General features: G+C 34.7%; 29 protein-coding genes. 16 read left to right on the forward strand and 13 right to left on the reverse strand.

Annotated elements, in window-relative coordinates; all coding sequences use genetic code 11:
• Positions 1-47: 47 nt before the first annotated feature.
• Entirely contained in the window at positions 48-659 is a 612-nt protein-coding gene (locus KDN24_RS07695; RefSeq protein WP_409971538.1) for a CGNR zinc finger domain-containing protein, read from the forward strand.
• A gap of 60 nt (positions 660-719) precedes the next feature.
• Here KDN24_RS07695 and KDN24_RS07700 read toward each other — a convergent pair whose 3' ends face one another.
• The 5 genes from KDN24_RS07700 to KDN24_RS07720 all read right to left on the reverse strand — a co-directional run bounded on the left by KDN24_RS07700 (position 720) and on the right by KDN24_RS07720 (position 3,736).
• On the reverse strand, positions 720-890 hold the full coding sequence (locus tag KDN24_RS07700) for a hypothetical protein (protein WP_409971539.1): 171 nt from the start codon (positions 888-890) through the stop codon (positions 720-722).
• Between the two features lie 76 nt (positions 891-966).
• A complete protein-coding gene (locus tag KDN24_RS07705) occupies positions 967-1,317 on the reverse strand; it encodes an SH3 domain-containing protein (protein WP_409971540.1) in 351 nt (116 codons plus the stop codon).
• A gap of 561 nt (positions 1,318-1,878) precedes the next feature.
• On the reverse strand, positions 1,879-2,289 hold the full coding sequence (locus tag KDN24_RS07710) for a hypothetical protein (RefSeq protein ID WP_409971541.1): 411 nt from the start codon (positions 2,287-2,289) through the stop codon (positions 1,879-1,881).
• A gap of 221 nt (positions 2,290-2,510) precedes the next feature.
• A complete protein-coding gene (locus KDN24_RS07715; RefSeq protein WP_409971542.1) occupies positions 2,511-3,140 on the reverse strand; it encodes a DJ-1/PfpI family protein in 630 nt (209 codons plus the stop codon).
• 80 nt (positions 3,141-3,220) lie between these two features.
• Positions 3,221-3,736, reverse strand: coding sequence for a DUF3189 family protein (locus KDN24_RS07720; protein WP_409971543.1), 516 nt, complete (start codon positions 3,734-3,736; stop codon positions 3,221-3,223).
• Between the two features lie 201 nt (positions 3,737-3,937).
• On the opposite strand from KDN24_RS07720, the gene KDN24_RS07725 reads away from it, so the two are divergent.
• The 3 genes from KDN24_RS07725 (at position 3,938) to proC (ending at position 6,463) form a co-directional block, all read left to right on the forward strand.
• Positions 3,938-4,891, forward strand: coding sequence for an MBL fold metallo-hydrolase (locus tag KDN24_RS07725; protein ID WP_409971544.1), 954 nt, complete (start codon positions 3,938-3,940; stop codon positions 4,889-4,891).
• 121 nt (positions 4,892-5,012) lie between these two features.
• Complete coding sequence (locus KDN24_RS07730) at positions 5,013-5,636, forward strand: NUDIX hydrolase (RefSeq protein WP_409971545.1); 624 nt, start codon at positions 5,013-5,015, stop codon at positions 5,634-5,636.
• Positions 5,637-5,644: 8 nt separating this feature from the next.
• Complete coding sequence (gene proC / locus KDN24_RS07735) at positions 5,645-6,463, forward strand: pyrroline-5-carboxylate reductase (RefSeq protein ID WP_491348367.1); 819 nt, start codon at positions 5,645-5,647, stop codon at positions 6,461-6,463.
• A gap of 74 nt (positions 6,464-6,537) precedes the next feature.
• On the opposite strand, the gene KDN24_RS07740 is transcribed toward proC, so the two are convergent.
• The gene (locus KDN24_RS07740) at positions 6,538-6,741 is read right to left on the reverse strand and encodes a hypothetical protein (protein ID WP_409971546.1); all 204 of its coding nucleotides are present in this window, start codon (positions 6,739-6,741) and stop codon (positions 6,538-6,540) included.
• 245 nt (positions 6,742-6,986) lie between these two features.
• On the opposite strand from KDN24_RS07740, the gene KDN24_RS07745 reads away from it, so the two are divergent.
• Entirely contained in the window at positions 6,987-8,375 is a 1,389-nt protein-coding gene (locus tag KDN24_RS07745) for an L-cystine transporter (RefSeq protein WP_409971547.1), read from the forward strand.
• Positions 8,376-8,540: 165 nt separating this feature from the next.
• Here KDN24_RS07745 and KDN24_RS07750 read toward each other — a convergent pair whose 3' ends face one another.
• Both KDN24_RS07750 and KDN24_RS07755 read right to left on the reverse strand, forming a co-directional pair.
• A complete protein-coding gene (locus KDN24_RS07750) occupies positions 8,541-9,539 on the reverse strand; it encodes an inorganic phosphate transporter (RefSeq protein ID WP_409971548.1) in 999 nt (332 codons plus the stop codon).
• A 12-nt stretch (positions 9,540-9,551) separates the two neighbouring features.
• Complete coding sequence (locus KDN24_RS07755; RefSeq protein ID WP_409971549.1) at positions 9,552-10,169, reverse strand: DUF47 domain-containing protein; 618 nt, start codon at positions 10,167-10,169, stop codon at positions 9,552-9,554.
• A 307-nt stretch (positions 10,170-10,476) separates the two neighbouring features.
• Between KDN24_RS07755 and KDN24_RS07760 the strand changes: the two genes are divergently transcribed.
• Both KDN24_RS07760 and KDN24_RS07765 read left to right on the forward strand, forming a co-directional pair.
• Positions 10,477-11,532 (forward strand): cytochrome-c peroxidase, encoded by a 1,056-nt coding sequence (locus tag KDN24_RS07760; protein ID WP_409971550.1) that lies wholly within the window; start codon positions 10,477-10,479, stop codon positions 11,530-11,532.
• Between the two features lie 137 nt (positions 11,533-11,669).
• Positions 11,670-11,930, forward strand: a complete 261-nt coding sequence (locus KDN24_RS07765) for a GlsB/YeaQ/YmgE family stress response membrane protein (protein WP_409971551.1) — start codon at positions 11,670-11,672, stop codon at positions 11,928-11,930.
• 81 nt (positions 11,931-12,011) lie between these two features.
• On the opposite strand, the gene KDN24_RS07770 is transcribed toward KDN24_RS07765, so the two are convergent.
• Positions 12,012-12,941, reverse strand: a complete 930-nt coding sequence (locus KDN24_RS07770; protein WP_409971552.1) for an RluA family pseudouridine synthase — start codon at positions 12,939-12,941, stop codon at positions 12,012-12,014.
• 272 nt (positions 12,942-13,213) lie between these two features.
• On the opposite strand from KDN24_RS07770, the gene KDN24_RS07775 reads away from it, so the two are divergent.
• Both KDN24_RS07775 and KDN24_RS07780 read left to right on the forward strand, forming a co-directional pair.
• On the forward strand, positions 13,214-13,612 hold the full coding sequence (locus KDN24_RS07775; RefSeq protein ID WP_409971553.1) for a DUF5365 family protein: 399 nt from the start codon (positions 13,214-13,216) through the stop codon (positions 13,610-13,612).
• A gap of 246 nt (positions 13,613-13,858) precedes the next feature.
• The gene (locus KDN24_RS07780; RefSeq protein ID WP_409971554.1) at positions 13,859-15,604 is read left to right on the forward strand and encodes a phospho-sugar mutase; all 1,746 of its coding nucleotides are present in this window, start codon (positions 13,859-13,861) and stop codon (positions 15,602-15,604) included.
• Positions 15,605-15,877: 273 nt separating this feature from the next.
• Here the strand turns inward: KDN24_RS07780 and KDN24_RS07785 are convergent, their stop codons facing one another.
• Positions 15,878-16,147, reverse strand: a complete 270-nt coding sequence (locus tag KDN24_RS07785) for a YhdB family protein (RefSeq protein WP_409971555.1) — start codon at positions 16,145-16,147, stop codon at positions 15,878-15,880.
• Between the two features lie 180 nt (positions 16,148-16,327).
• Between KDN24_RS07785 and KDN24_RS07790 the strand changes: the two genes are divergently transcribed.
• The 7 genes from KDN24_RS07790 (at position 16,328) to KDN24_RS07820 (ending at position 23,363) form a co-directional block, all read left to right on the forward strand.
• On the forward strand, positions 16,328-16,651 hold the full coding sequence (locus KDN24_RS07790) for a DUF3889 domain-containing protein (protein ID WP_409971556.1): 324 nt from the start codon (positions 16,328-16,330) through the stop codon (positions 16,649-16,651).
• Positions 16,652-16,831: 180 nt separating this feature from the next.
• A complete protein-coding gene (locus KDN24_RS07795) occupies positions 16,832-17,530 on the forward strand; it encodes a response regulator transcription factor (protein ID WP_409971557.1) in 699 nt (232 codons plus the stop codon).
• A complete protein-coding gene (locus KDN24_RS07800) occupies positions 17,527-18,876 on the forward strand; it encodes a sensor histidine kinase (RefSeq protein ID WP_409971558.1) in 1,350 nt (449 codons plus the stop codon). Before KDN24_RS07795 ends, KDN24_RS07800 begins: the two co-directional genes overlap by 4 nt.
• Positions 18,877-18,982: 106 nt before the next feature.
• Positions 18,983-19,744 (forward strand): PepSY domain-containing protein, encoded by a 762-nt coding sequence (locus tag KDN24_RS07805; protein WP_409971559.1) that lies wholly within the window; start codon positions 18,983-18,985, stop codon positions 19,742-19,744.
• Positions 19,745-19,843: 99 nt separating this feature from the next.
• Positions 19,844-20,419 (forward strand): PepSY domain-containing protein, encoded by a 576-nt coding sequence (locus KDN24_RS07810; protein ID WP_409971560.1) that lies wholly within the window; start codon positions 19,844-19,846, stop codon positions 20,417-20,419.
• A gap of 149 nt (positions 20,420-20,568) precedes the next feature.
• The gene (locus KDN24_RS07815; RefSeq protein ID WP_409971561.1) at positions 20,569-21,984 is read left to right on the forward strand and encodes a SpoVR family protein; all 1,416 of its coding nucleotides are present in this window, start codon (positions 20,569-20,571) and stop codon (positions 21,982-21,984) included.
• Positions 21,985-22,121: 137 nt separating this feature from the next.
• Positions 22,122-23,363, forward strand: a complete 1,242-nt coding sequence (locus KDN24_RS07820; protein WP_409971562.1) for an MFS transporter — start codon at positions 22,122-22,124, stop codon at positions 23,361-23,363.
• Here the strand turns inward: KDN24_RS07820 and KDN24_RS07825 are convergent.
• The 3 genes from KDN24_RS07825 to KDN24_RS07835 form a co-directional block, all read right to left on the reverse strand.
• Positions 23,300-24,130: an AraC family transcriptional regulator gene (locus KDN24_RS07825; RefSeq protein ID WP_409971563.1), complete on the reverse strand. Its 831-nt coding sequence runs from the start codon at positions 24,128-24,130 to the stop codon at positions 23,300-23,302. The two genes, KDN24_RS07820 and KDN24_RS07825, sit on opposite strands and share 64 nt — an antisense overlap.
• A gap of 114 nt (positions 24,131-24,244) precedes the next feature.
• Positions 24,245-25,111, reverse strand: a complete 867-nt coding sequence (locus tag KDN24_RS07830; protein WP_409971564.1) for a YitT family protein — start codon at positions 25,109-25,111, stop codon at positions 24,245-24,247.
• A gap of 228 nt (positions 25,112-25,339) precedes the next feature.
• Entirely contained in the window at positions 25,340-26,242 is a 903-nt protein-coding gene (locus KDN24_RS07835; RefSeq protein WP_409971565.1) for a YitT family protein, read from the reverse strand.
• Positions 26,243-26,316: the final 74 nt, after the last annotated feature.

Genomic DNA, 26,316 nt, shown 5'->3' on the forward strand with positions numbered 1-26,316 from the left:
TGTCAATATAGTTTATGATGGTTATATGAAATGAAGGAGTTTTTACAATGACTGAAACAAACAAATATATGATGGTCGGCGAGCGGTTATGTCTCAATTTCGTAAATACGATCAGCTGGCGTGAGAGTGAAGATAAAAGGCGGGATTGGTTTACCAGTTACGATAAATTAGTGGACTGGAGCTCCCATGCTGGGATTCTAGAAGAGAAGCAGACTGATCTCCTTCTGAAAAAATCTGTACAAGATCCATCAGAAGCTGAAAAGACCCTTACACAAGCCGTTCAATTGAGGGAAGCAATTTATCGGATATTTCGTTCTTTCATAAAAGAGGAACTAATAAATCCGGAGGATCTGACGAACTTTAATAAAGTGATACGTCATTATTATCAACTAATGCATCTTGTACCGATGGAAAACGATTTTTCAATGTTTTTTGATATTCCAGAAGGGGCATTTGATCGTATGCTTCCTCCGATTATCCAGTCTGCAGTAGATATTTTGACCTCTGAAAAGGACCTGAAACGCGTTAAGCAATGTGAAGGCGATCCTTGTGGTTGGCTTTTCTTCGATACAAGCCGTAATCTAAGCCGTCGTTGGTGTTCGATGGCCGACTGTGGGAACCGTGCTAAAGCACGACGCTTTTATCAGAACAAGAAATAGTCAGAGAAGCTGCACTCATTTTCTTTTTCAAGCTTTTCAATAAAAAAAAGAAAGAGTCGTTTACTCTTCCTTTTTACTAAAGTTTAGATTATCTAATTTAGTGGAGATTTCTTTTAAAATCTGATTCCTCTCTTTTTGAGCGTTTATTAAGCTAATAATAAACCAAATAGCAAAACCTATAAGAGCTAAATAGATTAAAAGTGGTAGAAAAGCAAAAAGTGCCATTTCCATAGTAACATGACCATCCCTTATGTATAATTTTCTTATTATAGCATATTTGCAGAGTTTAATAGTTTAAGTTAGCAATTTACTTGATTTCAGATAGACAAAAGGTGGGAATCCAACCTAATTCCCCCTTTTTTGTTTTACAGTATGTCCAATCATTCACATGTTCAAAACCTACTAATATTTCACCTATATTCATTGTTAATTCATGGGCTGAATAATCTTTAGTCACGATTGCGATTCCAAGATTATTTGGCTCAGTTAATAGCTGCTTAGGAACCCATCCAACTTTATTTGTAGAAATTGATTTACAAAAAATCCAATTCGGAAACTGATTATCTTCATTTCCATACAAAACTTCTTGACCCTTATGTAAGACTATTGGGTCAGGATAATTGGAAATATGTTCTTTAATTACTTTGTATTGTAGCAAGACTATACCTCTCCCTTCGATAAGCAATAGTAGGATACACCTTAAATTTAAATTCGTCATGATAAGAAATATTATAATCAGTAATTTTCTTTCTCAACAAATGAAGTGGAGGACAATATATTGGCTAAGAAATTAATCCTAGAGTCACAGTCAATAAAATAAAACAAAGAAATATTATCGCTGTAATGACCGTTCTAAATAGGTTATAAAACTGTGTTGATTTATTAGTTAAAAAACTTAATTTAGAAAAACCAAATTTATAAATAGCTTCACATAAAACGACAATTATAATAAAAATGATCAGTTCAAACAACACGAAAAGCACCTCAATAACATATAATCGTACAATATTTTACGAATTGAACGTTTGATAAGTTTCATATTTTGGGAATAAGTTATGAGACTTTAGCTGTTAGAATGATGTTCCTACATATTATTTTGAAAGAATGATACCATGTGGATCCTTAAAGTAATTAAATATCAGAATTTTAATCGCTGTAACATCTACAGTTTTGGCTGGAAATAAGAAAAACAGCATCCTAAGATGCTGCTTTCTAAAAACTAGTTCTCTATTTCAAGAAATTCTTGTAAGTTCTTTTCTATATAGTCATTTATTGTTCTAATGGTCAATGGAGAAAGGTTTTCAAATATTTCATGCAGAGATTCAATGGACGCAAGGAGTTCTTTATTTTCGTCAAGTACCTCTCGTGTGACAGTAAAATGATCTAATGAATTAGGGTGATTATGTTTTTTTAGTACCTGTTCAATTTTCTCAAGAAGTGAAAGCATGGATTCATCCTGAAAATAGCCAATTCCAGCTTTGAGCGCAGACCAACTTTTAGGTTGTGCCATAAAATAAGCACTCCACCAATAAAATTCATAAATGGATTTACTGACATGATTGTAATAAGCATAAAACATAAATAATGCTCTTTGACCTTCAGTTAGTTGCTCGTAAAATTGTTCTTTCATTTGAGAAATGCTGCTAAAGTGAGTTTCTTCTGAGACTCGGTTTTTATAAATTTTTACTAGTGGTTCGAAGCATTTTTGACTCAAGTCAGAACATGTCTTCCAATCAAAACTTTGTTTTTTGACCCTTATTAGCAAATATAATCACACTCCTAACCAAATTATACAACAATTGGAAGGAAGTTAGATGAATTTTTACGAGCAGTATGAAATCTTTTTTAAAATTATTTATTAAAACCATCTTGAAACTCGATCGTTTTACTCGTACGAATAGCAGCTTCTTCGTCTATCAGTCTACTAACGATATGTAAAGCCATATTAATTCCAGATGAAACGCCAGCTGAAGTAATCATGTTTCCTTCATCAACGAATTTTACATCCTTTATTACTTCAATATCTGGGTAGGCTTTGGCGAGTAATCCTAATGCTGATTTGTTTGTAGTAGCCTTTTTTCCAGACAGAAGGCCAGTCTGTGCTACAAAAAATGCTCCAGTACAAACAGAGGCGATTAATTGATCTTCATAGGATTTAATCCAGTCTATTATTTCTTTATTAGTTGTTATAGTATGAATCGCTTTTAATGGTCCACCAGGGACGATGATTATATCGAATTTAGGACAATTGGAAAAACTGAAATTAGGAATAACTGTTAAACCATGATGAACTTTAATTTCCTTCCCATCTACTGAAACTGTATGTACTTTAAAGGGCTTTTCTTCTAATTCATTTGTAAGTAGTTTTTTTAGGTCTTCAATTTTGTACGTTGTCATATTAAAAACTTCATATGGGCCAGCAAAATCTAAAGCGTCAACATCATCAAAAAGTAAGATTCCTACATGATATTGTCTAGGCATATCTTATCCCTCCTTTTAAGTAAAAATATACCCTATGTAGGTATATTAAGCAAGAAGGGAGTTGTAAATCTTTTAGTATCTTATTTTTGAAATTGTGGATTTTCTAACACAATTATTTTTTCTTGTGATGGGATATGTGCTATTTGTTTAGTATTTTCTACTAATTCAAATATATTTTTAACGGATTTTTTTGCTCCCATTATTAATAATGGTACCCCAATACTATCTATTTTTAATCCCCGTGAGAAAAAACCTCCAATGGACATTGAAATCGGAACTGTAGGAGAGGTGTTAGAAAATATGATTCGCTCTTCTACTTTTAAATGCTCAAAAAGCAACAATCCAAAATTCGTCAGAGAAGGGATCACAAGCTTTTGAGATTTTCTACCTAATGTATAAACAGGGTGACCGTTATGATCTTTACCATGAAATATAAGCTTTCCAAAATCTTTTTTTGTCAATTTATTAAAAAAAGGAACAGCAAGAATTTCTTCCTTCGTTAAGGGGAAAGATGACGGCTTCAAAATTTGTAAATGAAGAGCGGCAGCTAATGATGTTGTATGAGTACCACCATAATCGTTATAGATATATATCATGTTCTCATCCCTTCCAAAAATCGCTAATAAATAGTTTAACCAATTATTAGGGATTCATGTGTTTAGGATGTTGTGCTAAATGAATACGGTACAGGAAATGCAGCTGCATATCTAATGTTAAAGTGGAAGATAAAGGAGTTTCTTGCCTTGAAATCGAAATAGTTTAGTACACATTTTTCTGGAAAGGTGGCGTAACGTCAGGTGAAATTAACAACGGATTTAGGGTTGGGTGTGTCACTTATTGATTTATTTGATTTAGGAAAAGAAAAAAGGACTGGCTCTTATGTTCTTCAAGGTGAAGATTTGACGATCATTGAGACGAGTGCAAGTCCGTCCATTTCATATTTATTAAAAGGGTTGAAGGAGCTTAACATCGAACCTACACAAATTAAGAATATTATCGTTACTCATATTCATCTTGATCATGCAGGTGGTGTTGGTTTATTGCTTGAAAGCTGTCCGAATGCGAAAGTGATTGTCCATGGGCGCGGGAAACGCCATCTTGCTGACCCTTCTAAACTTATTTTAAGTGCGAGGGCAGTATATGGGGAGCAATTTGAACGGTTATTTGATCCAATTTTACCCGTACCTGAGGATAGACTAGTTGTGATGGGAGATGGGGACACATTACAAATTAGTAAGGAACGTATCCTTACATTTATTGATACGCCGGGACATGCAAAACATCATTTTTCTATACATGATTCATTAAGTAATGGTGTTTTTACTGGTGATACAATAGGGGTATTTTATCCTCAAGCACTTGTTCAGGGGATGGAATTAATATTACCATCTACTTCGCCAAATCAATTTGATCCTGTGGCCATGCTTGAGTCCCTTCGAAAAATTGAAACACTACATGTTGAACGAATTTATTTCGGACATTACGGTATGACGATGAACCCAATGTATGTGTATGAACAAATAAATTTTTGGCTGCCGAAATTTGTAGATGCAGGGGAAAAGATATGGTTTGAAAATGAGTCAGTGGAATGGAAACAAAATGCGATAGCTGAATCACTGTATCATGAAATAAACGGTGTTTTAGCAGCCAAACAGATCGATTTAGACGGTGACCTTGCTGAAATTTTGAGACTTGATTTAACTGTTTGCGCAATGGGAATACTCGATTACTTAGCAAAAAGGGAAAAATAAGTAAATGAGGTAGTTGAAGACCAAGTAATATAGAGGCTTGGTCTTTTTTATTACACCTTTTACTTATACAATACTATAATTAATATAACTTTCTGTTCATAGCAGCTAATGGAGGTGTACAGTGGAAATTCAAAAAATTGCCCAAAAGCTTCATAATCGGAAACCGACGATATTAGGGAGTAAAGAATTTGCAAAGTTTGCTGTATTATTGCCTTTAATTAAAATAAATAATGAAATACATGTCCTATTTGAAGTACGATCCCTTCAGTTAAGAAGACAGCCAGGTGAGGTATGTTTCCCAGGTGGACGAGTCGATGTAAGTGATAAAAGTGAGCGGCATACAGCAATTCGTGAAACGTCAGAAGAACTTGGAATAAATGAAGCAAGTATTATGAATGTTTCCCCGTTGGATTTCTTAATCTCTCCTTTCGGTACAATCGTGTATCCTTATGTTGGCATCATAAAAGCTCCGAATGAAATTAAACCGAACCCGAGTGAGGTTGAAGAGGTTTTTACTGTTCCACTCTCATTTTTAAAAGAAGCAAAACCCGAAATATTCAATGTGCATTTTAAAGTAGAGCCTGAAAAAAACTTTCCGTTTAATCAAATTGTAGGTGGAGAAAAGTATAATTGGCAGGCACGGAATATGGAGGAGTGCTTTTACTATTATGAAGATAAAGTCATTTGGGGAATGACAGCAAGAATATTAAAGCATTTTATCGAGATTATTAATGAACAGGAGTAATCTAGTTTATGAAGAAAAAAATCGGATTTATTGGCGCGGGAAAAATGGCACAAGCGATGATTGGTGGAATGCTGCAATCACATGAAATTCTCTCAGAGCAGTTATTTGTCAGTGCAAAGTCACAAGAAACAGTAAATAGCGTGAAAGCTAGATTTTCTATTCAAGCTACAACTGAAAATCAACTTGTCGCCGAAGGAGCAGATATTTTATTTTTAGCTGTGAAACCAGCCGTTCATTCAACCATTATCGAAGAAATAAAACAGTTTATTAAGCCTAATGTAATCATTATTACGATTGCAGCAGGTATCAGTTTGTCATTTCTTGAACACTCGTTTAATCGGAAAATAAAAGCAGTTCGTTCGATGCCTAACACCCCTTCATTAATTGGAGAAGGGATGAGTGCCATTTGTATAAATCAAGAAATAACCGATGAAGAGTTACAGGATGTTCTCAAGCTTTTTTCGTATTTTGGCAAAGTAGAAGTCATTGAAGAGAGGTTAATGGATGCCATTCCTGCCATTAGTGGCTCCTCTCCAGCCTATGTGTATATGCTTATTGAGGCTTTAGCAGATGGTGGAGTGAGAAATGGACTATCAAGAGAACAAGCAAATAAATTGGCTGCTCAAGCTGTGTTAGGAGCGGCAAAAATGGTTTTAGAAACAGATAAGCATCCTGGAGAATTAAAAGATGAGGTTTGCACACCCGGTGGGGCAACAATTGAAGCAGTAGCGGAGCTTGAAAAAAATAGATTTCGTGCAGCAGTGCTAACAGCTATGCAAAGCTGTACGGAAAAAACAAAAGCTTTGCTAAAGCAAAATGAATCTTAATGAAAGAAAATCGTCAAGGAAGCATTGATCAAAAACAGGAAGAGCCACTTTTTGCTCCTCCTGTTTTATTTGCATTAAACGCCGTGCGTAATATTCTTTTTTTCTAATGATTGATTTAGTCCAGTATATAAATCTTTTATGTGAACCGTAACAATTTTAGCACCAATTTGGACGTGTACCATATTATCGAAAACAGCAGTTACAAGGCCGTTTAACGAAACCTTTGAACCAATGTTTAAGTCTTTTTTTATGTTTTTGTCCTTTTTATCATTAGTCATAATAGCACCATCCAATCTTGATTGAAATAATATAGTTAATAAAAAGTATATATGCTTCTTATTGTAAAATAAAACGAACGAATAAAAAAGGTTATCCACTATTTTTTTATCGACAAATTTTTTAATCTTATCTTTTTTTTAAGTGAAATGGAATAATATTAGTTTAATTCCAACTTGACTCATAGGAATACATGGAGTATTATGGTTTTCATAGTGAATTATTTTAACTTCAGGAGGGGAATTTGGTGACAACTTGGTTGGTCATTTTGAACATTGCCATTTTATTATTATTTATTATTGGCCTATTTCTTTTACAAAAGAAGCATGTTTCTTTTTCTAAACGTGTGTTTACTGCTTTAGGGTTAGGAATTGTCTTTGGATTTGCTTTACAATTTATATATGGTCCAACGTCAGAAGTAGTAACTAAGTCCTCAGAGTGGATTAATCTAGTCGGTGGAGGATATGTAAAGTTTTTACAAATGATCGTCATGCCACTCGTATTTATCTCAATCTTAACTGCTTTTACAAAATTAAAATTAAGCAGTAATATTGGAAAAATTAGTACGCTTGTACTTGGATTACTTGTCGGTACAACTGCAATTGCTGCAGCTGTTGGAATTGCAACGGCTATAGGTTTTAATTTGGAATCTGTGCAAATTACACAAGGGGATGCAGAGATTGCACGTGGAGAAATGCTAGAACAAAGGCATCTTGAAATTGGGGATAAAACAATGCCACAGCAAATTCTCGATTTGCTTCCGGCTAACCCATTTTTAGATTTAACAGGTGCTAGACCAACATCTACTATTTCAGTCGTTATCTTTGCGGCCTTTTTAGGAATCGCCTACTTGGGAGTCAGAAGAAAAGCGCCAGAACAAGCAGAACTATTTTCGAAGATTGTAGAAGCCATTCATACGATTATCATGCGAGTCGTAACACTTATTTTGCGATTAACTCCATATGGAGTTTTAGCCATTATGACAAAAACCGTTGCAATGAGTGATATTGATTCCATTTTAAAGCTAGGTAAATTTGTTCTAGCTTCATATGTCGCATTAATTGTTATGTTTGTCATCCATTTATTGTTACTTTCTTTCGCTGGATTCAATCCGATAACATATGTGAAAAAAGCTTTTCCAGTATTAACATTTGCTTTTACATCACGAACAAGTGCTGGGGCACTTCCGTTAAATATTAGTACGCAAAGATCTTTAGGTGTACCTGAAGGGATTGCAAATTTCTCTGGATCTTTTGGTCTTTCTATTGGGCAAAATGGCTGTGCGGGAATATATCCAGCCATGCTCGCGGTTATGATTGCACCAACTGTTGGGATTAATCCACTTTCACCATCATTCATTGTGACGGTTATTGCGATTGTCGCCATAAGCTCATTCGGTGTTGCCGGTGTCGGTGGTGGTGCTACATTTGCAGCTTTATTAGTACTTTCAGCTTTAAATCTGCCGGTTGCATTAGCAGGATTGCTTATTTCCGTTGAGCCGCTAATTGATATGGGGCGTACTGCTTTAAATGTAAGTGGATCGATGACTGCAGGGGTGTTAACAAGTAGAATGACTGGAGAAATTGATTCTAATGTTTATAATAATATGAACAAAAAAATTGAAGCTGAGGCTTAAAAACAGAAAGTCTTTAATTATTAAAGCAAATTGTTTATATTTGCACCTGTTGATTGGAGCGGAAATCAACAGCCAATGTTAACAGAGCCAATTATTTAAAAACGGCAGTTGCACTTGCAACTGCCGTTTTGATTTGAATCATATCGTATTCGTATAACTGTTTATTTAAAAAATTGCATTCAGTAATAAATAAATGAGACCCGCAAGAGTGGCTGAAATAGGTAAAGTAATAACCCAAGTAATAATCATTCTTTGTGCAGTGCCCCATTTAACCCCTTTTAAGCGATGGGCAGAACCTACCCCTAGAATAGAAGAAGAAATAACATGTGTTGTACTTACAGGCAAATGAATAAATGTTGCACCAAAAATTATCATCGCTCCAGTTAAATCTGCAGCAACTCCATTTACAGGCCGAATTTTCATTATTTTTCCACCGACGGTTTTGATAATCTTCCAGCCTCCAACAGATGTACCAAGTCCCATTGCAGTCGCACAGGCGAACTGTACCCAAAATGGAATGTCAGTGCTTGTCACATAATTATTTGCAATCAATGCCATTGTGATAATTCCCATTGCCTTTTGAGCGTCATTTGTTCCATGTGTATAGGATTGTAAGGCGGCAGTGAATATTTGGAAAATCCTGAAGTTACGATTTGTTTTTGCCAAGTTATTGTTTTTAAATACAATTTTAAAAATGCTATAAACAATATAACCAACTGCAAATGCAATTAGTGGGGAGAAAATTAATGCCTCTAAAATTTTTAAGAAACCTTGATAATGGATTGCTGAAAAACCTGCAGCAGCAATAGCAGCTCCAGCAATGGATCCGATAATTGCATGAGAAGAACTGCTAGGTATTCCATAATACCATGTAAGCAAATTCCAAAAAATCGCTGAAATTAAAGCAGCAAGAATAACTAATGACCCATTTTCTAATGTGAATGGATCAACGATATCCTTCGTAATCGTTTTGGCAACGCCTGTAAATGTCATTGCCCCTACAAAATTCATTGTTGCCGCTAATATGATTGCATGTCTCGGCTTTAACGCTTTTGTTGAAACAGCGGTTGCAATTGCATTAGCTGTATCATGGAAACCATTAATAAAATCAAAAGCTAAGGCCCCGATGACGATCAAGACTGTTACGATTAATACTACATCCATTTGTAAGGCTCCTTATGCATTTTTCATGATAATAGTTTCAAGTGTATTCGCTACACTCTGACAGCTATCTGCAATATCTTCAAGGTTTTCATAAATTTCTTTATATTGAATGATTCGAATCGGGTCTTTCTCAACTGAGAATAAATGTTTAATGGATTGACGAAGAATTCCATCACATTTGGATTCATAATCCTTGATTTTAATCGCATGGTCACGGATATCTAATAATTTTTTATTTGAAAGCAGGTCGATTGACAGCACAATTTCATCTGAACAATTTTTGATCGCATCAACAAAATTCAACATAAAATCATCAGCTTGTGTAATGGAGTACATTTCAAAAAGTGCTGCACAATGCTCAATTCCATCAATCACATCATCTAATGTCATCGCAAGATGTAGAATATCTTCACGTTCGATTGGGGTAATAAAGGCATTATTTAATTCTTTAATAACCTCATGAACAAAAGTATCTCCTTTTGTTTCGTAATCTTTCATTGTTTCAGAGAAGATTTTTAAATCACTAATATTTCGAAGTTTATAGTCAGCGAAATAATGAGCTCCTTCTTTCATATTTAATGCGATATCGGTAAGTAATGTACTAAACTTGTCTTTCTTTTTAAAAACCATTTTTATGTAACCCCCATAAAAAATATTACTTAAACAGAATAAGTTTAAACGAAAAATGTTGAATAAGATAGTTTTTTGCTGAAATCTACAAAAAAATTTGCTCTTTTTTCTTATTATGTGAGAATTATGGAAAAATATGTTTCCATTATTAATAATGGGCTAAACTAAGTTTGTGATATTTGTCACAAATAATTCAAAAATGATTCGTAAATAATAATAACTTTAAATATATAATAATTCTGAGATGGAAATTAGGTTAAAAAATACCATTATTTCCATTATCAATAAATGCTTGGGGGAAACTCTAATGAAAAAAATAAGCATATTTTTATTAGTTTTAGTACTTTCCATACTTGGAGCGTGCAGTAATAAGGAGGAAGCTGCTAAACCTGAGAACAAAAATGAAGATGCAGTAGTTGAAGAAGATGTAGTTGATAAAGAGCTTGAAGAAGCAAAAGCAAAATTTGAAGTCCTTGGTGCAATGTCAATTCCAGAAGATAATCCAATGACAGATGAGAAGATTGAATTAGGAAAACTATTATACTTTGATCCACGATTATCAGGAAATAATGTCCAAAGTTGTATGTCTTGTCATGCTCCAGGAGCCGGTTATGGTGATGGAATGGCTAAATTCATTGGTTTCGAGGGTTTCAATGGACCGAGAAATAGTCCAACAATTATTAATTCTGGTTATTACAAAGAGAATTTCTGGGATGGTAGAGCTGGAAGCTTGGAAGAACAGGCTTTAGGTCCAATCCAATCTGAAGTAGAAATGAATCAAAATCTAGATGAACTTGTTACTGAATTAAATGCTGTTCCAGCATATGTAGAAAAGTTTGACTCTGTATTTAATGAGCAAATTTCTGCAGACAATATTGCGAAAGCAATTGCAGCATTCGAAAGAACGATCGTTATTACGGATACAGCATTTGACCGTTATTTACAAGGGGAAGAGGATGCCATTAGTGCAGAAGCGAAGGAAGGCATGAAGCTTTTTGCTGGTAAAGCCGGCTGTATTTCTTGTCACGCTGGCCCACTATTATCCGACCATAATTATCATAATTTAGGGATGAGTGGGGATGATGGCCGCTCTGCAGTAACTGGAAATGAAGAGGACAAAGGTAAATTCAGAACATCTGGCTTAAGAGGTGTAGCACACACTGCTCCATTTATGCATGATGGAAGCCTTGAAACATTAAAGGATGTTGTTGATTATTATAATGTTGGTGGGGGAGATCATGCTAATAAGAGTGTATTAATGAAGCCTCTTAATTTAACAGATGGTGAAGTTAATTCTCTTGTTGCCTTTTTAGAAAGCTTAAGTGGTGAACTGCCGAAAGTAGAAACGCCAGAAATACCATAAGATAACAGAAATCACTACATAAACGGTGCCGAAATAAATCGGAGCCGTTTTTTGTTTTTTATAGAAAAAATTTATTGAAGAATGTATGAAAAAAATGAAATAGACAAAAGCTACAAAAAACAGTAAGGGGTGATAGTTTGTTTACCTTTCTTTGGTCATTAGTCATAGGTGGTATAATTGGTTGGATAGCTGGGATGATTGCAGGTAAGGACATTCCAGGTGGAATATTTGGAAATATTGTTGCTGGTTTTGTCGGTGCATGGTTAGGTCAATGGATTTTAGGCGACTGGGGACCTATAGTGGCAAATTTTGCAATTATACCTGCATTAATTGGAGCAGTTGTGTTAGTTTTTATCGTAAGCCTCATTATGAGAGCTTTTAGAAAAACAACTGATTAAAAACGAAAAATGAGTAATACCAAAAGATCAATATCTTATTGTTAAGAAAAAAAGCTGTCCTTTTGGGACAGCTTTTTTAAGTCATAGTTTATGAGACCAATCTTTAAAGAAATTATCCAAAATATGATTTTGAGTATGAGGAGCATAACAGCTTATTAATTTTTCTGTAAAAGGATGAGGAATTTGTAATTTCGCTGCATGAAGCGCCTGTCGGTTAATGATTGGTCTGCCACCATACAATAAATCACCAGCTAAAGGGTGGCCAATTGAGCTTAAATGGACGCGTATTTGATGTGTCCTTCCTGTATCTAATTGACATTTAATGAGTGAAAGATCTTCCTTTCGGAATGTTTCAAGTAATTCATAATGGGTCGTAGCTGGCTGTCCTGTTGGTGAAACCCGTCTTCTTGTCGGATGGTGCCGATCACGGCCAATTGGTTCCTGTATCGTTCCTTTTTTTAATGTTAATTTTCCATGAACGAGCGCCAAATATGTTCGTTTTATTCGTCTTTCTTCAAGCAATTTATCTAAAAGTGAGCCAGCAAGCTGGTGTTTGGCAAAAAGGACTGCACCAGATGTATCTCGATCTAGACGATGAATATGCTTGACCTTTCTAATTTCCCCTTTTGCGAGTAAATGAAAAGCAGCAGCATTTGCTAGTGTGTTCGTTTCGTCATGTAGTGAATTTGGATGAGTGTCCATAAAAGCAGGCTTATTAAAAACAATCATATGATCATCTTCGTACAGTACTTCGACCTCGTGATACTCTGGAATGACATCAAAATTTGCTTCCTGAAATAATTTTAGTTGAAATTTATCCCCTGCGACTAAAGGATTATGCCAATTTATTATCTCCCCGTTTACTTTTATTTGTTTTTCCATGCTCATGGAATGGATTAATTTTTTCGGAGCTGACCATTTTTCACGTAAAATTGAATCAATGGATAATCCATCCCAATGGGAAGGGACTATTATTTCAAACCATTCGCCAAATCTTTTCGTTTTTATCATTTGAAACTCCTTATTGTAAATGGATTTAATTTCCGAACAAAAGACCTAGTAATTATGCTATTATTTACATATATGTAACATACGTAATAAACTGATTGTACTTTATTTAGTGGTAGATTCCTACTTGATAAAATGGCAAGAAAAAGCAAAGATAATTCTACATTTATGGGGATGCAGACAATTGCTATGGATAAAATTGAATCCTTTGGCATGATCAAAAACTGGATTTAAATAAGTTAAGACGAAATTGAAAGTTAAAGGGGTAGGTATCAGTGAAGGTAGTATACGCTTCAACCCCCGATCAAGAACAAAAAATAAAAGAACTTGTTCGGAATTTTTATTCTAATATTTTTCCGCTTTATTTTCCAGATGTTAAAATTAAGGAGTTTGAGCAATTACGTGTATTACATATCTCTGAGAGGAATTTCAAATTATTTAGCACTTTAAAAGAAGCATATCAAGTAATCGTTAGCTTGGAAACGATTTCGGCCATTTTAGAAGCAGATATTTTTGAAGATAGATACGAATCGATCTTTAATAAAAATGTTGGAATTTTACAAAATCTCGGTTTATTCTTTCCGTTTGAAATGAGTTGTTTTCATGGAGATAAAATCGTGAGGAACGAGATCATTAGTATGTACACAAAAGCAGCAAATGAAATATTAGTATAATGAGAAAAAACGCCTCAAGTTGGGCGTTTTTTCTTCTTTAACTGATTGTTTGGCATTGTTCCATGTATAATAAGGAAACAGAAGAAGAGTTTTAATATCCTTAGAAAATTCATTCATGCAATTAATGCAAAAATCTATAATGAATAATAAGAAAGAAAAGAATCTTATTATTGCATGGTTATGAAAGGATTTATCTTTCTTGTATCGAAATCATTAATGACTCATTATACTGTTGGAGGGGTTAAGGTGAATTGGAAAACAAAAGCCAAACAATGGCTTGAATTTGAAGATATTCCTAAAGAATTAAAGTCTGAGCTACAAATGCTGTCTAAAGATGACAAGAGGCTTGAGGATGCGTTTTATCGTAACTTAGAATTTGGTACTGGTGGGATGCGAGGAGAAATTGGGGTAGGAACGAATCGGATGAATATTTATACGGTTCGCAAAGCGACTGCTGGGCTTGCAACATACATAGAGGAAAATGGTATAGAAGCAAAAAAACAAGGGGTTGTCATTGCATATGATTCCCGTCATTTGTCACCTGAGTTTGCGATGGAGTCAGCAAAAACTTTAGCAACGAGAGGAATTCAAACATATTTATTCGAGGAATTACGGCCGACTCCAGAGCTGTCATTTGCTGTTCGTTATTTACAGGCATTTTCGGGTATTGTCATTACAGCAAGTCATAATCCACCAGAGTATAACGGTTATAAAGTTTATGGAGCAGATGGAGCTCAGCTCCCTCCAAATAGCGCAGATATTGTTATTACGAAAGTGAATGAAATTGAGAATGAACTTCTTATACATGTCGAAGATGAACAAAAACTTATTTCACAGGGCTTAATAAAAATAATTGGTAAAGAGATTGATGATGCCTATTTAAAGGAACTAGTCACCATTTCTCAAAACCCTTCGCTAGGGGAAGAAGTTGATCTTACAATTGTATTTAGTCCTTTACATGGAACAGCGAACAAACCAGTAAGGAAGGCGCTCCATGCCTTAAATTATGCGAATGTTCATGTTGTATCTGAACAGGAACTTCCCGATCCAGAATTTTCGACTGTAAAAAGTCCAAATCCAGAAGAAAAATCTGCATTTGAATTGGCTATAAAGCTTGGGGAAGAAATAAATGCTGACCTGTTAATTGCGACTGATCCTGATGCCGATCGATTAGGAATTGCTGTTAAAAATCAATCGAATGAGTATGTACTTTTGACCGGGAACCAGACGGGAGCACTTCTTCTTCATTATCTCTTGTCACAGAAAAAAATAAAGAATGAACTTCCGAGAAATGGAGTCATGCTGAAAACAATTGTTACTTCAGAGTTGGGTAGAAAAATCGCTTCCTCCTATGGTGTTGAAACGATTGATGTCCTAACTGGCTTCAAATTTATTGCTGAAAAAATGAAGGAATATGATACAACTGGGGAATACAAGTTCCTATTCGGCTATGAAGAGAGCTACGGCTATTTAATTGGTGATTTTTCTCGGGATAAGGACGCAGTACAAGCAGCGATATTAGCTACAGAGGCGGCCGCTTTTTATAAGAAAAAGGGGATGTCTCTTTATGACGCTCTATTATCATTATTTGAACAATACGGTTATTTTCTTGAAGGACTTCGTTCCTTAACTTTAAAAGGAAAAGAAGGAACTGAATTAATTCAGCAGACATTAACCTCTTTCAGAGAGAATCCGATTAAACAGCTAGGTGAATTGAAAGTTACAGTCATAGAAGATTATTTATTAAAAAGTCGCAGAAAAATGAACGGAGAGACAGAAACAATAGAGCTGCCAAAGTCGAATGTAATAAAATATTATTTTGAAGATGGGACTTGGATATGCTTAAGACCGTCAGGAACTGAGCCAAAAATTAAATTCTATTTTGGCATAAATAGTCAGTCACTTGATGATAGTAAGCAAAAACTGGCTATGGTTGAAACTGCTTTTATGGAAGTAGTTAATCAAAGAATGAATGCAGCTGTGAACAATTAGCTTTCGTAACAAAAAAAGAGTGCACCTAAAAGTTATACTTTTTGGAGCACCCTTTTTTTGTGGAGCTTCTCGTTTTACGCATGAGCCTAATACATCGCATTTGTCACATTATCGCAGATTAACGGGCTGTAAGACTCCTACATCAGGAATTTAAGGAAATTATTAGAAAGCTAAGAAGGAGAGCCAACAGCCCGTAAAAGCCCGACGACGGACAAGGATGTCCTAGTCAGGCGAAAGCCACAGGACGTGGCGCTTTGAGCGTGATTAGTTCAACTAACATTCAGTGGGGGAGAAGTACCTCCCCACTGAATTAAGTTTCACTTTATCAAAAGATGATGCATTTGCATGATCAACATATCTGAGTAAAGAATATAAGTGTTTCTCAATAACGGAATAATCATTCTCAAACGTGTAGGCATGAAGAAAATGCTCTATTTTTTTTGAAAGAAATTGGTCATTCGTTCTCACCATGAGAATTAATAAATTATCCCATTCAGAGCGATGAGTATAAAAAAGCGCACGATCATAATCTTCTTTATTCATTCTACTTTCCTCCTTTAAGGAGTTGAATATAGTTTGCGACGTAACCTTAAATGTTTTCACTGTAAATGTTGGACATGTTGGTTTTAGTGGGTTTTCAACTATTACCTGTATAAATGAATGAAAAAATGGCTGAAAGCAAAAAATAAGTCGGATGACAACTATTATTGGAGGGAAGAAATAATGGTAAAAAAGCTCATGCTCTTATTCATGACAATTGGTTTGTTTTTGACGACGTTTTATTCAGTCTCAGCAAGGAATGAAAATCCTGATTATGAAAAATATGGTCGCATTGCAATCGCAGTTGTAAAAGAAGACTTTCCAGGCGAAGATGTTACTGAATACGAATATAAAGGGCGAGAAAAACTAACTGATACTGATGTTTTGGATACTTTTAGCTTTCAATTAAAGGAAAATGAACACCCTATAACCGTAACGGTAAAAATAGCCCACAGTTTAAAAAATAAAAAGCTGCTTAATTTAACGGTAGAGGAAAAAAAGGGGTAAGTTTAAAGAAACATATTAAGAATTAAAATCGGCAGCTATGCCGATTTTTTTGTTAGAGAAGCCGAAAACTTCCTTCTCTGTTGAACAGATTGTACATCAGAATCATAATGAATTCCTTTATCATTTCTGCTAATCTTATTTTATAAAGATAGAAGGGCCGTATTATTGGGAGGAATTTACTTGAATAAGGAATCTATTTTAGTTGTTGAAGATGAAGAAAAAATTGCTCGACTCTTAGAGATAGAGCTTACATATGAAGGCTATGCTGTTACGAAAGCAATGGACGGATTCGAGGCAATGAAAGCATTTCGAGCAAGGAAATGGGATTTAATCTTATTAGATGTCATGCTGCCAGGACTAAGCGGAATAGAAATTCTACGGAGGATTAGAATGAATGACAGCAACACCCCTGTAATTTTATTAACTGCAAAAGGTTCTGTTGAAGATAAAGTGTCTGGCCTAGATTTAGGGGCAAATGATTATATTACGAAGCCATTTCAAATTGAGGAGCTTTTAGCAAGAGTTCGTGCGACATTAAGAGTAAAGCATATTGAGCTGATTGAGAATGAAGAGACCGATTGGCTGACAATTGCGGATTTAAAATTAAACGAAAAAACACGTGAAGTTCTTCGTGGAGAAGAGGAAATTGACTTAACACCAAGAGAATTCGATTTGCTCGTTTATCTTCTTGTTAATAAACGTCAAGTATTAAATCGTGATCAAATTTTGGAGGCTGTTTGGGGCTATGATTTTTTCGGTGATACGAATGTTGTTGATGTGTATATTCGCTATGTCCGAAAAAAAATTGATACACCTCATAAACCTGCCTTAATTCATACAATACGTGGTGTAGGCTATGTACTAAAGGAAGCAAAATGAAACTAAGAAATAAAATTAACCTTTATACTTCTGTTTTATTCACAGTCCTGCTTTTATTAATGAATATTTCAATATATTATTTATTTAACAATTTGCTTGTGAATAGTGCGCTTGAAACAGCAAAAGGTGAAATCAAGAAGTCGGCTGCCGTTTTTAATGAATCATTAGGGACGATTGAAGAAAAGAAGCTTCTTCGTTCTTATCTTCCAATGGAAGGAATGATTAAAATTGTGGGTGCTGATAAGATATATACAACATTTACTACTACACCAAATGAAATAGACTTGAGCAAAATGAAGAACGAATTTTATGAAGGTGAAATTAGTAAAAAAATAATATTTCAAAAGCGTATATATGCCTTTAACTCAATGCCGATCATTCTTCCAAATGGGGATGTAGCTAATTTACAAATTACAAAGAGTATGGAAACAGTCATTGATAATTTATATACCTTAAAACTCGTTTTAATTCTCGTTACTTTACTTGCATTAATTCCAGTTTTTATATCGAGCAGGCTTTTGAGCAACCTTGTCATAAATCCGGTTATTTCGATGATAAAAACGATGAGTGAGATTAAGGAAAGTGGTCAGTTTAAACATCTTCCATTAGAAGAGAAATCGAAGGATGAGCTTTATCAAATGGGGAACACATTTAACCATATGATTGATTTGCTTGAGATGAATTTTGAAAAGCAGAAGCAATTTGTTTCAAACGCTTCCCATGAACTGAAAACACCACTAACTGTTATCGAAAGCTACGCAAGCCTTTTAAAAAGAAGGGGATTAAATGAACAAGATCTTTTCCATGAGTCTATTGAGGCGATTCATTCTGAGGCAGTTCGAATGAGGGACTTAACTGAGCAGCTGTTATTACTTGCTAAGCATAATGAGCAATGGAATATTGAATGGAAAGAAATAAATATCTCCGACTTTCTCAAACAGACGGTTAAAGCATTTCAAAATGCCTTCAATCGAAATGTTATCCTTGAGTTAAAAGATAATACAGAAATCATTGTCAAAACCGACGAGAAAAAGTTAAAGCAGCTTCTGTTTATTTTTCTTGATAATGCAAGGAAATATAGTGATAAATCGATTACTGTTACCGCCTTTACTGAAAATAATAAAGCTTTTGTACAAATTACGGACCGAGGGGTTGGAATACCCGAAAGTGATTTATCGAAAGTATTTGATCGGTTTTATCGTGTGGATCAAGCAAGAAGTCGAAAAAGTGGGGGATCTGGTCTCGGTCTTTCACTTGCGAAAGAGCTTGCCGATGCGATTCATGTTCATATTGAATTAAATAGTAAAGAAAATGAAGGGACAACCGTTACTCTTTCTTTTAGTTAATAGTTGTACGTCGCTGACCAAGGCGCTTTCGCTTTTCTTTTTTTCTCAGCTAATTCTCATTTTTATATGGGAAAATAGTTGAAAGTCATTTGGGGAGGTGTGAAAAATGACAAAAAAGCGCAAACGATGGATCATAATCGGTATTATTACCATAATCGTCCTTTTGTTCGGTTTTCAGAAATGGATTCCTTCATTAAATCCAACTGCTGAAATTCTATCTAAAGAAGAAGCTAAAAATATTGTAAAAGATCGTTATGCTGGGAAGGTAATGAATATAAGTTTAAAGGATGACCAGTATATTGTTTTAATGGCTAAAAATGAAATTCGTTATGAAATAAAGCTTAAAGCGGGGAATGGAGAAGTTGTTTCTTTCAGTAAGTTAGGAAATCCCCCGGTAAATTCAAGTGAGGATACTCAACAAGAAGAAATAGTAGAGCCTGAACCATCAAGCCCCAATTTACCAAGCTCAGGGCCTTTAACAGAGGAAGAAATAAAAAAAGCAGTCCAATTGGAAGTACCTGGAAAACTAACTTTATTTAAAAAGATAAATGAAAAAGGAAGCAGTTTTTATAAAGTAATTGTAACGAATAATCAGCAGAAAACCATTTTAAAGGTAGATGCTTCCTCAGGTGAAATCCTTTTTCGCAAAAATGAGATCGATAAAGAATCGATTGCGAAAATAACCGAAAAAGAAGCAGGTCAAATTGCCTTAAATCAAGTTCAAGGCAGTATTAATGATATCGATTTAGAAGATGAAAACAACCATGTATTTTATTTAGTTGAAATTGATACGCCTGATGACAAGGAAGCAACAATCCAAATTGATGCCATAACAGGTGAGGTATTATCTATCTCATTTGATGATTAACTAATTCTCATCAAATTTTAATCTTTTCTTCCTTATTCTCTAATTATCGAAGACTAAACTGTAACTGAAGTTAAAGATAAGGATAAAGGAGGAAATGGGATGAAAAATAAATTTATCATTGGAGCTGTGTCAGCAGCTATTATTTTAGGAGGAGCAGTAGCAGTAGGTGCGACAAAAAACGATTTGCCTAATGTGAGTTTACAAAATGTAGCAAACTCGATTGGCACAACAAGCAATAAAGAAATCCTATCGTATGATGAAGCTGTAAAAATTGCTTTATCAAAGGCAGAGGGAATCGTTGAAAGTGTCGAATTAGAAAATAAACGAGGTAAGCATTATTATGAAATTGAAATTGACGATATTGATGCAGAATATGAAATTCACATTGATGCTTATACTGGAGAGATTTTATTTTTTGATGAAGATAAAGATGATGATGATCGTGTAATTGATAAGGGAGCCACTCAACAACCTGCTCAGAATAAGTATATTTCTACTAAAAAAGCAATAGAAATGGCTGAAAAAGCAGTGAATGGGAAAGTGGTAGAAATAGATCGTGATGATGATAATGGTCTTGTCATTTACGAAATTGAATTAAAAACAAGCAAGGGCGAAGTAGAGCTTGAACTTGACGCTGTATCAGGAAAAGTATTAAAAATTGAAGATGAAGATTAAGAAATAAGCGAAGGCAGGAGAGAATAACTCCTGTCTTTTTATATGCCAATTGGACACAAAGTTTTTCTAAAACTGAATTTCCTCCTTACTCTCATCATTTTTATTATTTCTTCATAGATTGTGTTAAGAAGAAAAAGGGGGAGTAGCGGATGAATAATGATGATCAACAAGAGCTGCAATATGCCATTCAGGAAATATCAGAAATTGCGTCCGGCTTTGGTTTAGATTATTACCCAATGCGTTATGAAATTTGCCCAGCAGATATTATTTATACATTTGGTGCTTACAGTATGCCGACAAGATTTTCGCATTGGAGCTTTGGAAAGCAATTTTTTAAAATGAAGCTGCATTATGATCTTGGTCTTTCAAAAATTTATGAGCTCGTCATCAACTCCAATCCTTGTTATGCTTTTTTGCTTGATTCGAATTCGTTAATTCAAAATAAATTAATTGTTGCACATGTATTGGCTCATTGTGATTTCTTTAAAAACAATGTACGTTTTCAAAATACGAAACGTGATATGGTAGAAAGTATGGCAGCAACAGCTGAACGAATTAGGCAGTATGAAATTATCCATGGAAAAAAAACGGTGGAAACTTTTCTTGATGCCGTTTTAGCAATAGAAGAACATATTGATCCATCATTAATGAGACCGAAGCTCGCCTGGAATGTAGAGGATAGCGAATATGAGGAGGATGAACCAAATATTTCCTCTCCTTATGATGATTTATGGAATCTCGATGATAAAGATAAAAAACAGTATGACCGAAAAAAGAAGAAAAAGAAATTCCCTCCACAGCCAGAGAAGGACTTACTGCTTTTCATTGAAAATTATAGTAGAGAGCTTTCAGACTGGCAGCGAGATATATTAACAATGATGCGTGAAGAAATGCTTTATTTCTGGCCTCAGCTTGAGACGAAAATCATGAATGAAGGATGGGCCTCATATTGGCACCAACGCATTCTTCGTGAAATGGATTTAACGAGTGGAGAGGCGTTAGAGTTTGCGAAATTGAATGCGGGTGTCGTTCAACCATCAAGAACAAGCATTAATCCTTACTATCTTGGCTTGAAAATATTTGAGGATATCGAGGAGCGCTATAATAATCCAACGGAGGAAATGAAAAGACGAGGGGTTGAACCGAACTCTGGCCGCGAAAAAATGTTCGAGGTTCGAGAAATTGAATCAGATATTTCCTTTCTGCGCAATTACTTAACAAAAGATCTTGTTATGAAAGAGGATATGTATTTATTTCAAAAGCAAGGCAAAGATTATAAAGTCGTTGATAAAAAATGGGAAAATGTCCGTGATCAGCTTGTAAATATGCGTGTAAACGGGGGGTTTCCTTATTTAACTGTAAATGACGGCGATTATTTAAAAAATGGAGAGCTTTATATAAAGCATTGGTTCGAAGGAATTGAGCTTGACTTGAAGTATTTAGAAAAAGTCCTTCCTTATATTCATCAGCTATGGGGAAGAAGTGTTCATATTGATACGATAGTCGAGGGGAAGAATATGTTATTTAGCTATGATGGGAAAATCATTCATCGGAAATATTTATAAAGAAGCAGGAGGCTTATTAATCGCCTCCTGCTCAATTTTTTAGAAGTAAGTACAGTTGAATCTTGTGGAGAAAGTCAGCAATATAATAGAAGAACATACCTCACTTATATCGTAATCTTTAAGTGAGGTGAAGAGATATGTACATAAATATACTAAAAAATAATCGGAATGCTTTATTTTACTTATTAGGGGCGGGTGTTTCTAATTTAGGTAATGTCATTGCGGGGCTAGCATTTTTATTTTTAGCTTATGATATGACGCATTCTAGCTTACACACAACAGGGATAGCCATTTCACAGGTGCTTCCGTACCTTTTATTTGGATTAATTGGAGGAGTCATTGCTGATTGGGTAAATAAAAAAAAGTTATTGATAATGCTTGACCTTATAAGGGTACCACTTACATTGTCACTTATAATATTTCACCAATTTGAACTTTTGAGTTATTGGCATTTAATCATTGTCAGTTTTGCCATTCAATGCTTAGGCTGTTTTTTTAACCCTGCTCATCGAGCTATTTTACCCGTAATTACAGAGGACGAAGAAAGAACGTCTGTGAACAGCTTACTTGATACTGTTACAAGGGGCGTAACCGTACTAGGACCTATTGTAAGTGTTGGACTAATAAATACCATTGGATATATTCATTTTTTTACCATTGATGCGTTAACCTATCTACTAAGTGCGGTATTTATTTATAAAATTCAAGTTCAAGAATACAATAATGGAATTACTGGCAAAAAGAAAATAACTGATATATTTATTTCTATTAAGGAATTTGCTATTTGGGTAAAAAACCAGACTACAATACGAACTTTGTTTATTGTGACAGTCATTATGGTGTTTTTTAATACATGGGTATGGCAGGTTGGGCTTTTACTACAACTTATCGAAACAACGTCTAACGGTGAAAAGTTATATAGCATTCTTCAAGGTTGGTACGGTGCCGCTGTCATAGCAATAAATTTGTTAATCCCAATAATATGGAGGAAATTGAATTTAAAAATTTATTTAATTGGCTCCCTAATTTGGGGAATTGGTGTATTTATTTTAGGGTTTGCAAGCAACCTTCCCTTATATTTTATAGGAGTATTAATTGCTGCAATCGGCCTGCCTATATCTGGATTATCAAGGGTGTATTTGTTGCAGCAATACCTTCCAACAGAAAAATTAGGGCTAGGCTTTAGTTTTAATGCATTTTTATTATATTTATCTAATGCTATTTCCCTTGGAATATTTGGATTAATCTCTTCGTTCATTTCAATTCATATTTTATTTTGGATATGTGGGCTTATGATGATTATTGGTTCTGGTGTTTATTTACTAACCATTCTGCGGAAAGAACCTGGCGTTATACCATATAATCGCTTAAAAAGTTGATTGTAAACGGCAACAGAAGAAAAACCGCATTCAATTGCTATGTTTAAAACGGTTTTTTTGGTCCTTTTAAGCATTTCTTGACTACGGATAACCCGATATATTTGCAACCAAGAGTATGGTGATATCCCAATGATTTCTTTGAAATAATGGGCAAATTGAAACTTGCTTAAACTAGAAATATTCGCCATTTCATCTAAAGTCCACGGATGCGTATAATTATCTTTCATTGCCATAAGTGTTTTGTAGAGCTGTGGATTAATTGATTTATAGGTATGTAAATTAACATCTTGCATGTGAGTTCCAACCGCATTTTTTGTCAGCATTAAAGCTAACTGAGTGAAACTGTGGTCCAAAAAGAGTTCCATTGATTCAATGTTATCTTCTTTTTCAAGTTGTAAGTACTCCAAAACAAATTGGACCCAGTTAGTTAGCAGAGAATATTGCTGGGGACAGGAAGCAAATTGAATATCATAGTGAATTGGAGATAGAGATTTAGCAACTTGATTTAGAAAAGACGGTTTTAATTCAATCAAAAATTTTCTTTCATCCACTGCTAATTGTTTATGCTCATCTTGTGGATTAAACATAACAAATTGCTGCTTTTCAATAGTTATCTGAGTTCTTTTCGTTTGATATGACATAGATCCATTTACGGAATAAATAAATTTATAACAACTATCTGAGCGCCAGTTGCTTTCCTGGTTGAAATCTTTTTTTAGTAAAAAAACTCCGTTGGGAACTTCCAACAAAAATTTTGTTTTACACACGAAAATCACCTGCTTTGTTCATCATTTATAAAATTGTATCACAGTGTTGATTGGTATAGCATAAATAAGATAGGAGGCTTTATTTTTGCCTCCTAGCTTATTTTTTCTAAATGTTTAATGAATAGCAGATTTAAATCTACTTCCATGTGCTTCTTGAGTATCCATAATCGTAGTAAATGCACTTGGATCGATTTCTCCTATAATACTTTTCAGTTTGGAAATTTCTAAACGTGTTACAACTACATAAATGACTTCTTTGTCATTATCCTTAATTCCACCCTTGCCATATAGTTTTGTAACACTTCGTCCCAACCGTTCAATAATGGCATCTGAAATTTCCTCGTATGAATCAGATACAATAATCGCTGCTTTTGTATCTCCTTCTAAACCTTGGACGACCGAATCAATCATTTTCGAGGCAATATAGTATGCAAGGATTGAATACATAGCCTGTTCCCAGCCTAATACAAACCCAGCCCAGCCAAAAACGAATATATTAAAGAACATGACAAACTCACCGATTGAGAAAGGGAGCCTCTTCGTCAATAGAATGCCAAGAATTTCAGTTCCATCCAATGCTCCTCCATGACGGATCACTATTCCTACACCTGCACCTAATAGCAATCCACCGAATACAGTTGCTAACAATGGTTCATGTGTAAATGGTTTTAAATAATGCAGTTGTGATTCAACAATCGCAAGTGCGATAATACTAAACAGGGAAGAAAAGGTGAAAGTTTTGCCAATATATTTATAACCGAAAAATAAAAAAGGAATATTAAAGAGGAAAACGAGAATTCCAAAATTAATACTTGTTAAATGATTAACGATTAAGGAAATACCGATAATTCCACCATCGATAATTGAGTTAGGAATTAAAAATAACTCAATGGCTAAGGCAGCAAGTGTTGCCCCAATTAATAACATGATGTAGCGATAAATAAAATGTGCTTTTCCTTCAGCTTTATGATTCTTTACCATAATCCACCATCCAATCTTAAACTCAAAAAATATAATAACAAATTTAGAAAAAAAAAATCAAATAATAAGATATTTTTAACACTTGTTGATTGGAGTGGAAGGCAAGGAACTCCTGCGGGAAAGCAACAACAAAGTTTAAAGGAAACGATACAACAATTTGAAAAGACGCCGTATCCAAGCGTCTTATCCTTAACATCTCCATAATATAAGTTTCCAATCTAACGTAAATTAGTGTATAGAATTCTTCTTAAAGCGTCCGCCTCTTACCTCTGATATATTAGCAACTGCTAAAAACGCACTAGGATCAAGCTCTTCGACAATGGATTTTAATTTTGCCTCTTCCAGTCTGGTAATAACACAGAAAATAACTTTTTTATCATCACCTGTGTATGCCCCTTCCCCCTTTAAATAAGTAACACCGCGTCCAAGTCTCGCTAAGATCGCTTCTCCAATTAATTGATGGTTTTCACTAATAATCCATGCAGACTTCGATTCATCAAGCCCTTGAATAACAATATCAATCGTCTTATAAGCAATAAAGTAAGCAAGAACGGAATACATGGCTCGGTTCCAGCCAAACACAAATCCAGCAGTTGTAAAGATAAAAATATTAAAAAACATGACAATTTCTCCAACCGAAAAAGGCAGCTTTTTATTGGCGAGAATCGCTAATATTTCAGTTCCATCTAAAGAGCCGCCATATCGAATGACGAGTCCAACCCCTGCTCCCAAAATCATTCCACCAAAAACGGTCGCTAGGAGTGGATCAGTTGTAAAAACGGGAACATCGTGTAGAAAAGCTGTTGAAATGGATAAGACAGTAATTCCTAATAATGTGGAGAGGGCGAAGGTTTTACCTATTTGTTTATAACCAATATAAAAAAAGGGGATATTCAATGTGAAGATAAATATACCAAGCTTCATACCAGTTAAATGTGAGAGCATAATCGAAATGCCAGTGATTCCACCATCCAATATTTTATTCGGGACTAAAAATTCTTCAATCCCTACTCCCATCAAGGCAGAGCCAAGTATGATAAAGAAAATAATTTTGATTAATTTCCCTTTTGACAAGCTTTTATGAGAGGTTTGAATGATTATTTCCTCTGTAGTTGTTGGTGTTGGATTCATACGTTTTCCCCCATTATATTTCAGGCTCATACATAGTTAATATGTTTACTATTATACCACTTTATAGGTTTATT

The sequence above is a fragment of the Cytobacillus sp. Bva_UNVM-123 genome, assembly GCF_046351715.2.
Taxonomy (GTDB): domain Bacteria; phylum Bacillota; class Bacilli; order Bacillales; family Cytobacillaceae; genus Cytobacillus.

Bases quoted from the DNA above. Each gene is read 5' to 3' on its own strand.
- KDN24_RS07820 (WP_409971562.1), top strand. From the start codon at position 22,122: ATGTACATAAATATACTAAAAAATAATCGGAATGCTTTATTTTACTTA.
- KDN24_RS07835 (WP_409971565.1), bottom strand. From the start codon at position 26,242: ATGAATCCAACACCAACAACTACAGAGGAAATAATCATTCAAACCTCT.
- KDN24_RS07695 (WP_409971538.1), top strand. From the start codon at position 48: ATGACTGAAACAAACAAATATATGATGGTCGGCGAGCGGTTATGTCTC.
- KDN24_RS07800 (WP_409971558.1), top strand. From the start codon at position 17,527: ATGAAACTAAGAAATAAAATTAACCTTTATACTTCTGTTTTATTCACA.
- KDN24_RS07815 (WP_409971561.1), top strand. From the start codon at position 20,569: ATGAATAATGATGATCAACAAGAGCTGCAATATGCCATTCAGGAAATA.
- KDN24_RS07700 (WP_409971539.1), bottom strand. From the start codon at position 890: ATGGAAATGGCACTTTTTGCTTTTCTACCACTTTTAATCTATTTAGCT.
- KDN24_RS07710 (WP_409971541.1), bottom strand. From the start codon at position 2,289: ATGAAAGAACAATTTTACGAGCAACTAACTGAAGGTCAAAGAGCATTA.
- proC (WP_491348367.1), top strand. From the start codon at position 5,645: ATGAAGAAAAAAATCGGATTTATTGGCGCGGGAAAAATGGCACAAGCG.
- KDN24_RS07720 (WP_409971543.1), bottom strand. From the start codon at position 3,736: ATGATATATATCTATAACGATTATGGTGGTACTCATACAACATCATTA.
- KDN24_RS07805 (WP_409971559.1), top strand. From the start codon at position 18,983: ATGACAAAAAAGCGCAAACGATGGATCATAATCGGTATTATTACCATA.
- KDN24_RS07830 (WP_409971564.1), bottom strand. From the start codon at position 25,111: ATGGTAAAGAATCATAAAGCTGAAGGAAAAGCACATTTTATTTATCGC.
- KDN24_RS07755 (WP_409971549.1), bottom strand. From the start codon at position 10,169: ATGGTTTTTAAAAAGAAAGACAAGTTTAGTACATTACTTACCGATATC.
- KDN24_RS07715 (WP_409971542.1), bottom strand. From the start codon at position 3,140: ATGCCTAGACAATATCATGTAGGAATCTTACTTTTTGATGATGTTGAC.
- KDN24_RS07740 (WP_409971546.1), bottom strand. From the start codon at position 6,741: ATGACTAATGATAAAAAGGACAAAAACATAAAAAAAGACTTAAACATT.
- KDN24_RS07810 (WP_409971560.1), top strand. From the start codon at position 19,844: ATGAAAAATAAATTTATCATTGGAGCTGTGTCAGCAGCTATTATTTTA.
- KDN24_RS07770 (WP_409971552.1), bottom strand. From the start codon at position 12,941: ATGATAAAAACGAAAAGATTTGGCGAATGGTTTGAAATAATAGTCCCT.
- KDN24_RS07790 (WP_409971556.1), top strand. From the start codon at position 16,328: ATGGTAAAAAAGCTCATGCTCTTATTCATGACAATTGGTTTGTTTTTG.
- KDN24_RS07750 (WP_409971548.1), bottom strand. From the start codon at position 9,539: ATGGATGTAGTATTAATCGTAACAGTCTTGATCGTCATCGGGGCCTTA.
- KDN24_RS07785 (WP_409971555.1), bottom strand. From the start codon at position 16,147: ATGAATAAAGAAGATTATGATCGTGCGCTTTTTTATACTCATCGCTCT.
- KDN24_RS07760 (WP_409971550.1), top strand. From the start codon at position 10,477: ATGAAAAAAATAAGCATATTTTTATTAGTTTTAGTACTTTCCATACTT.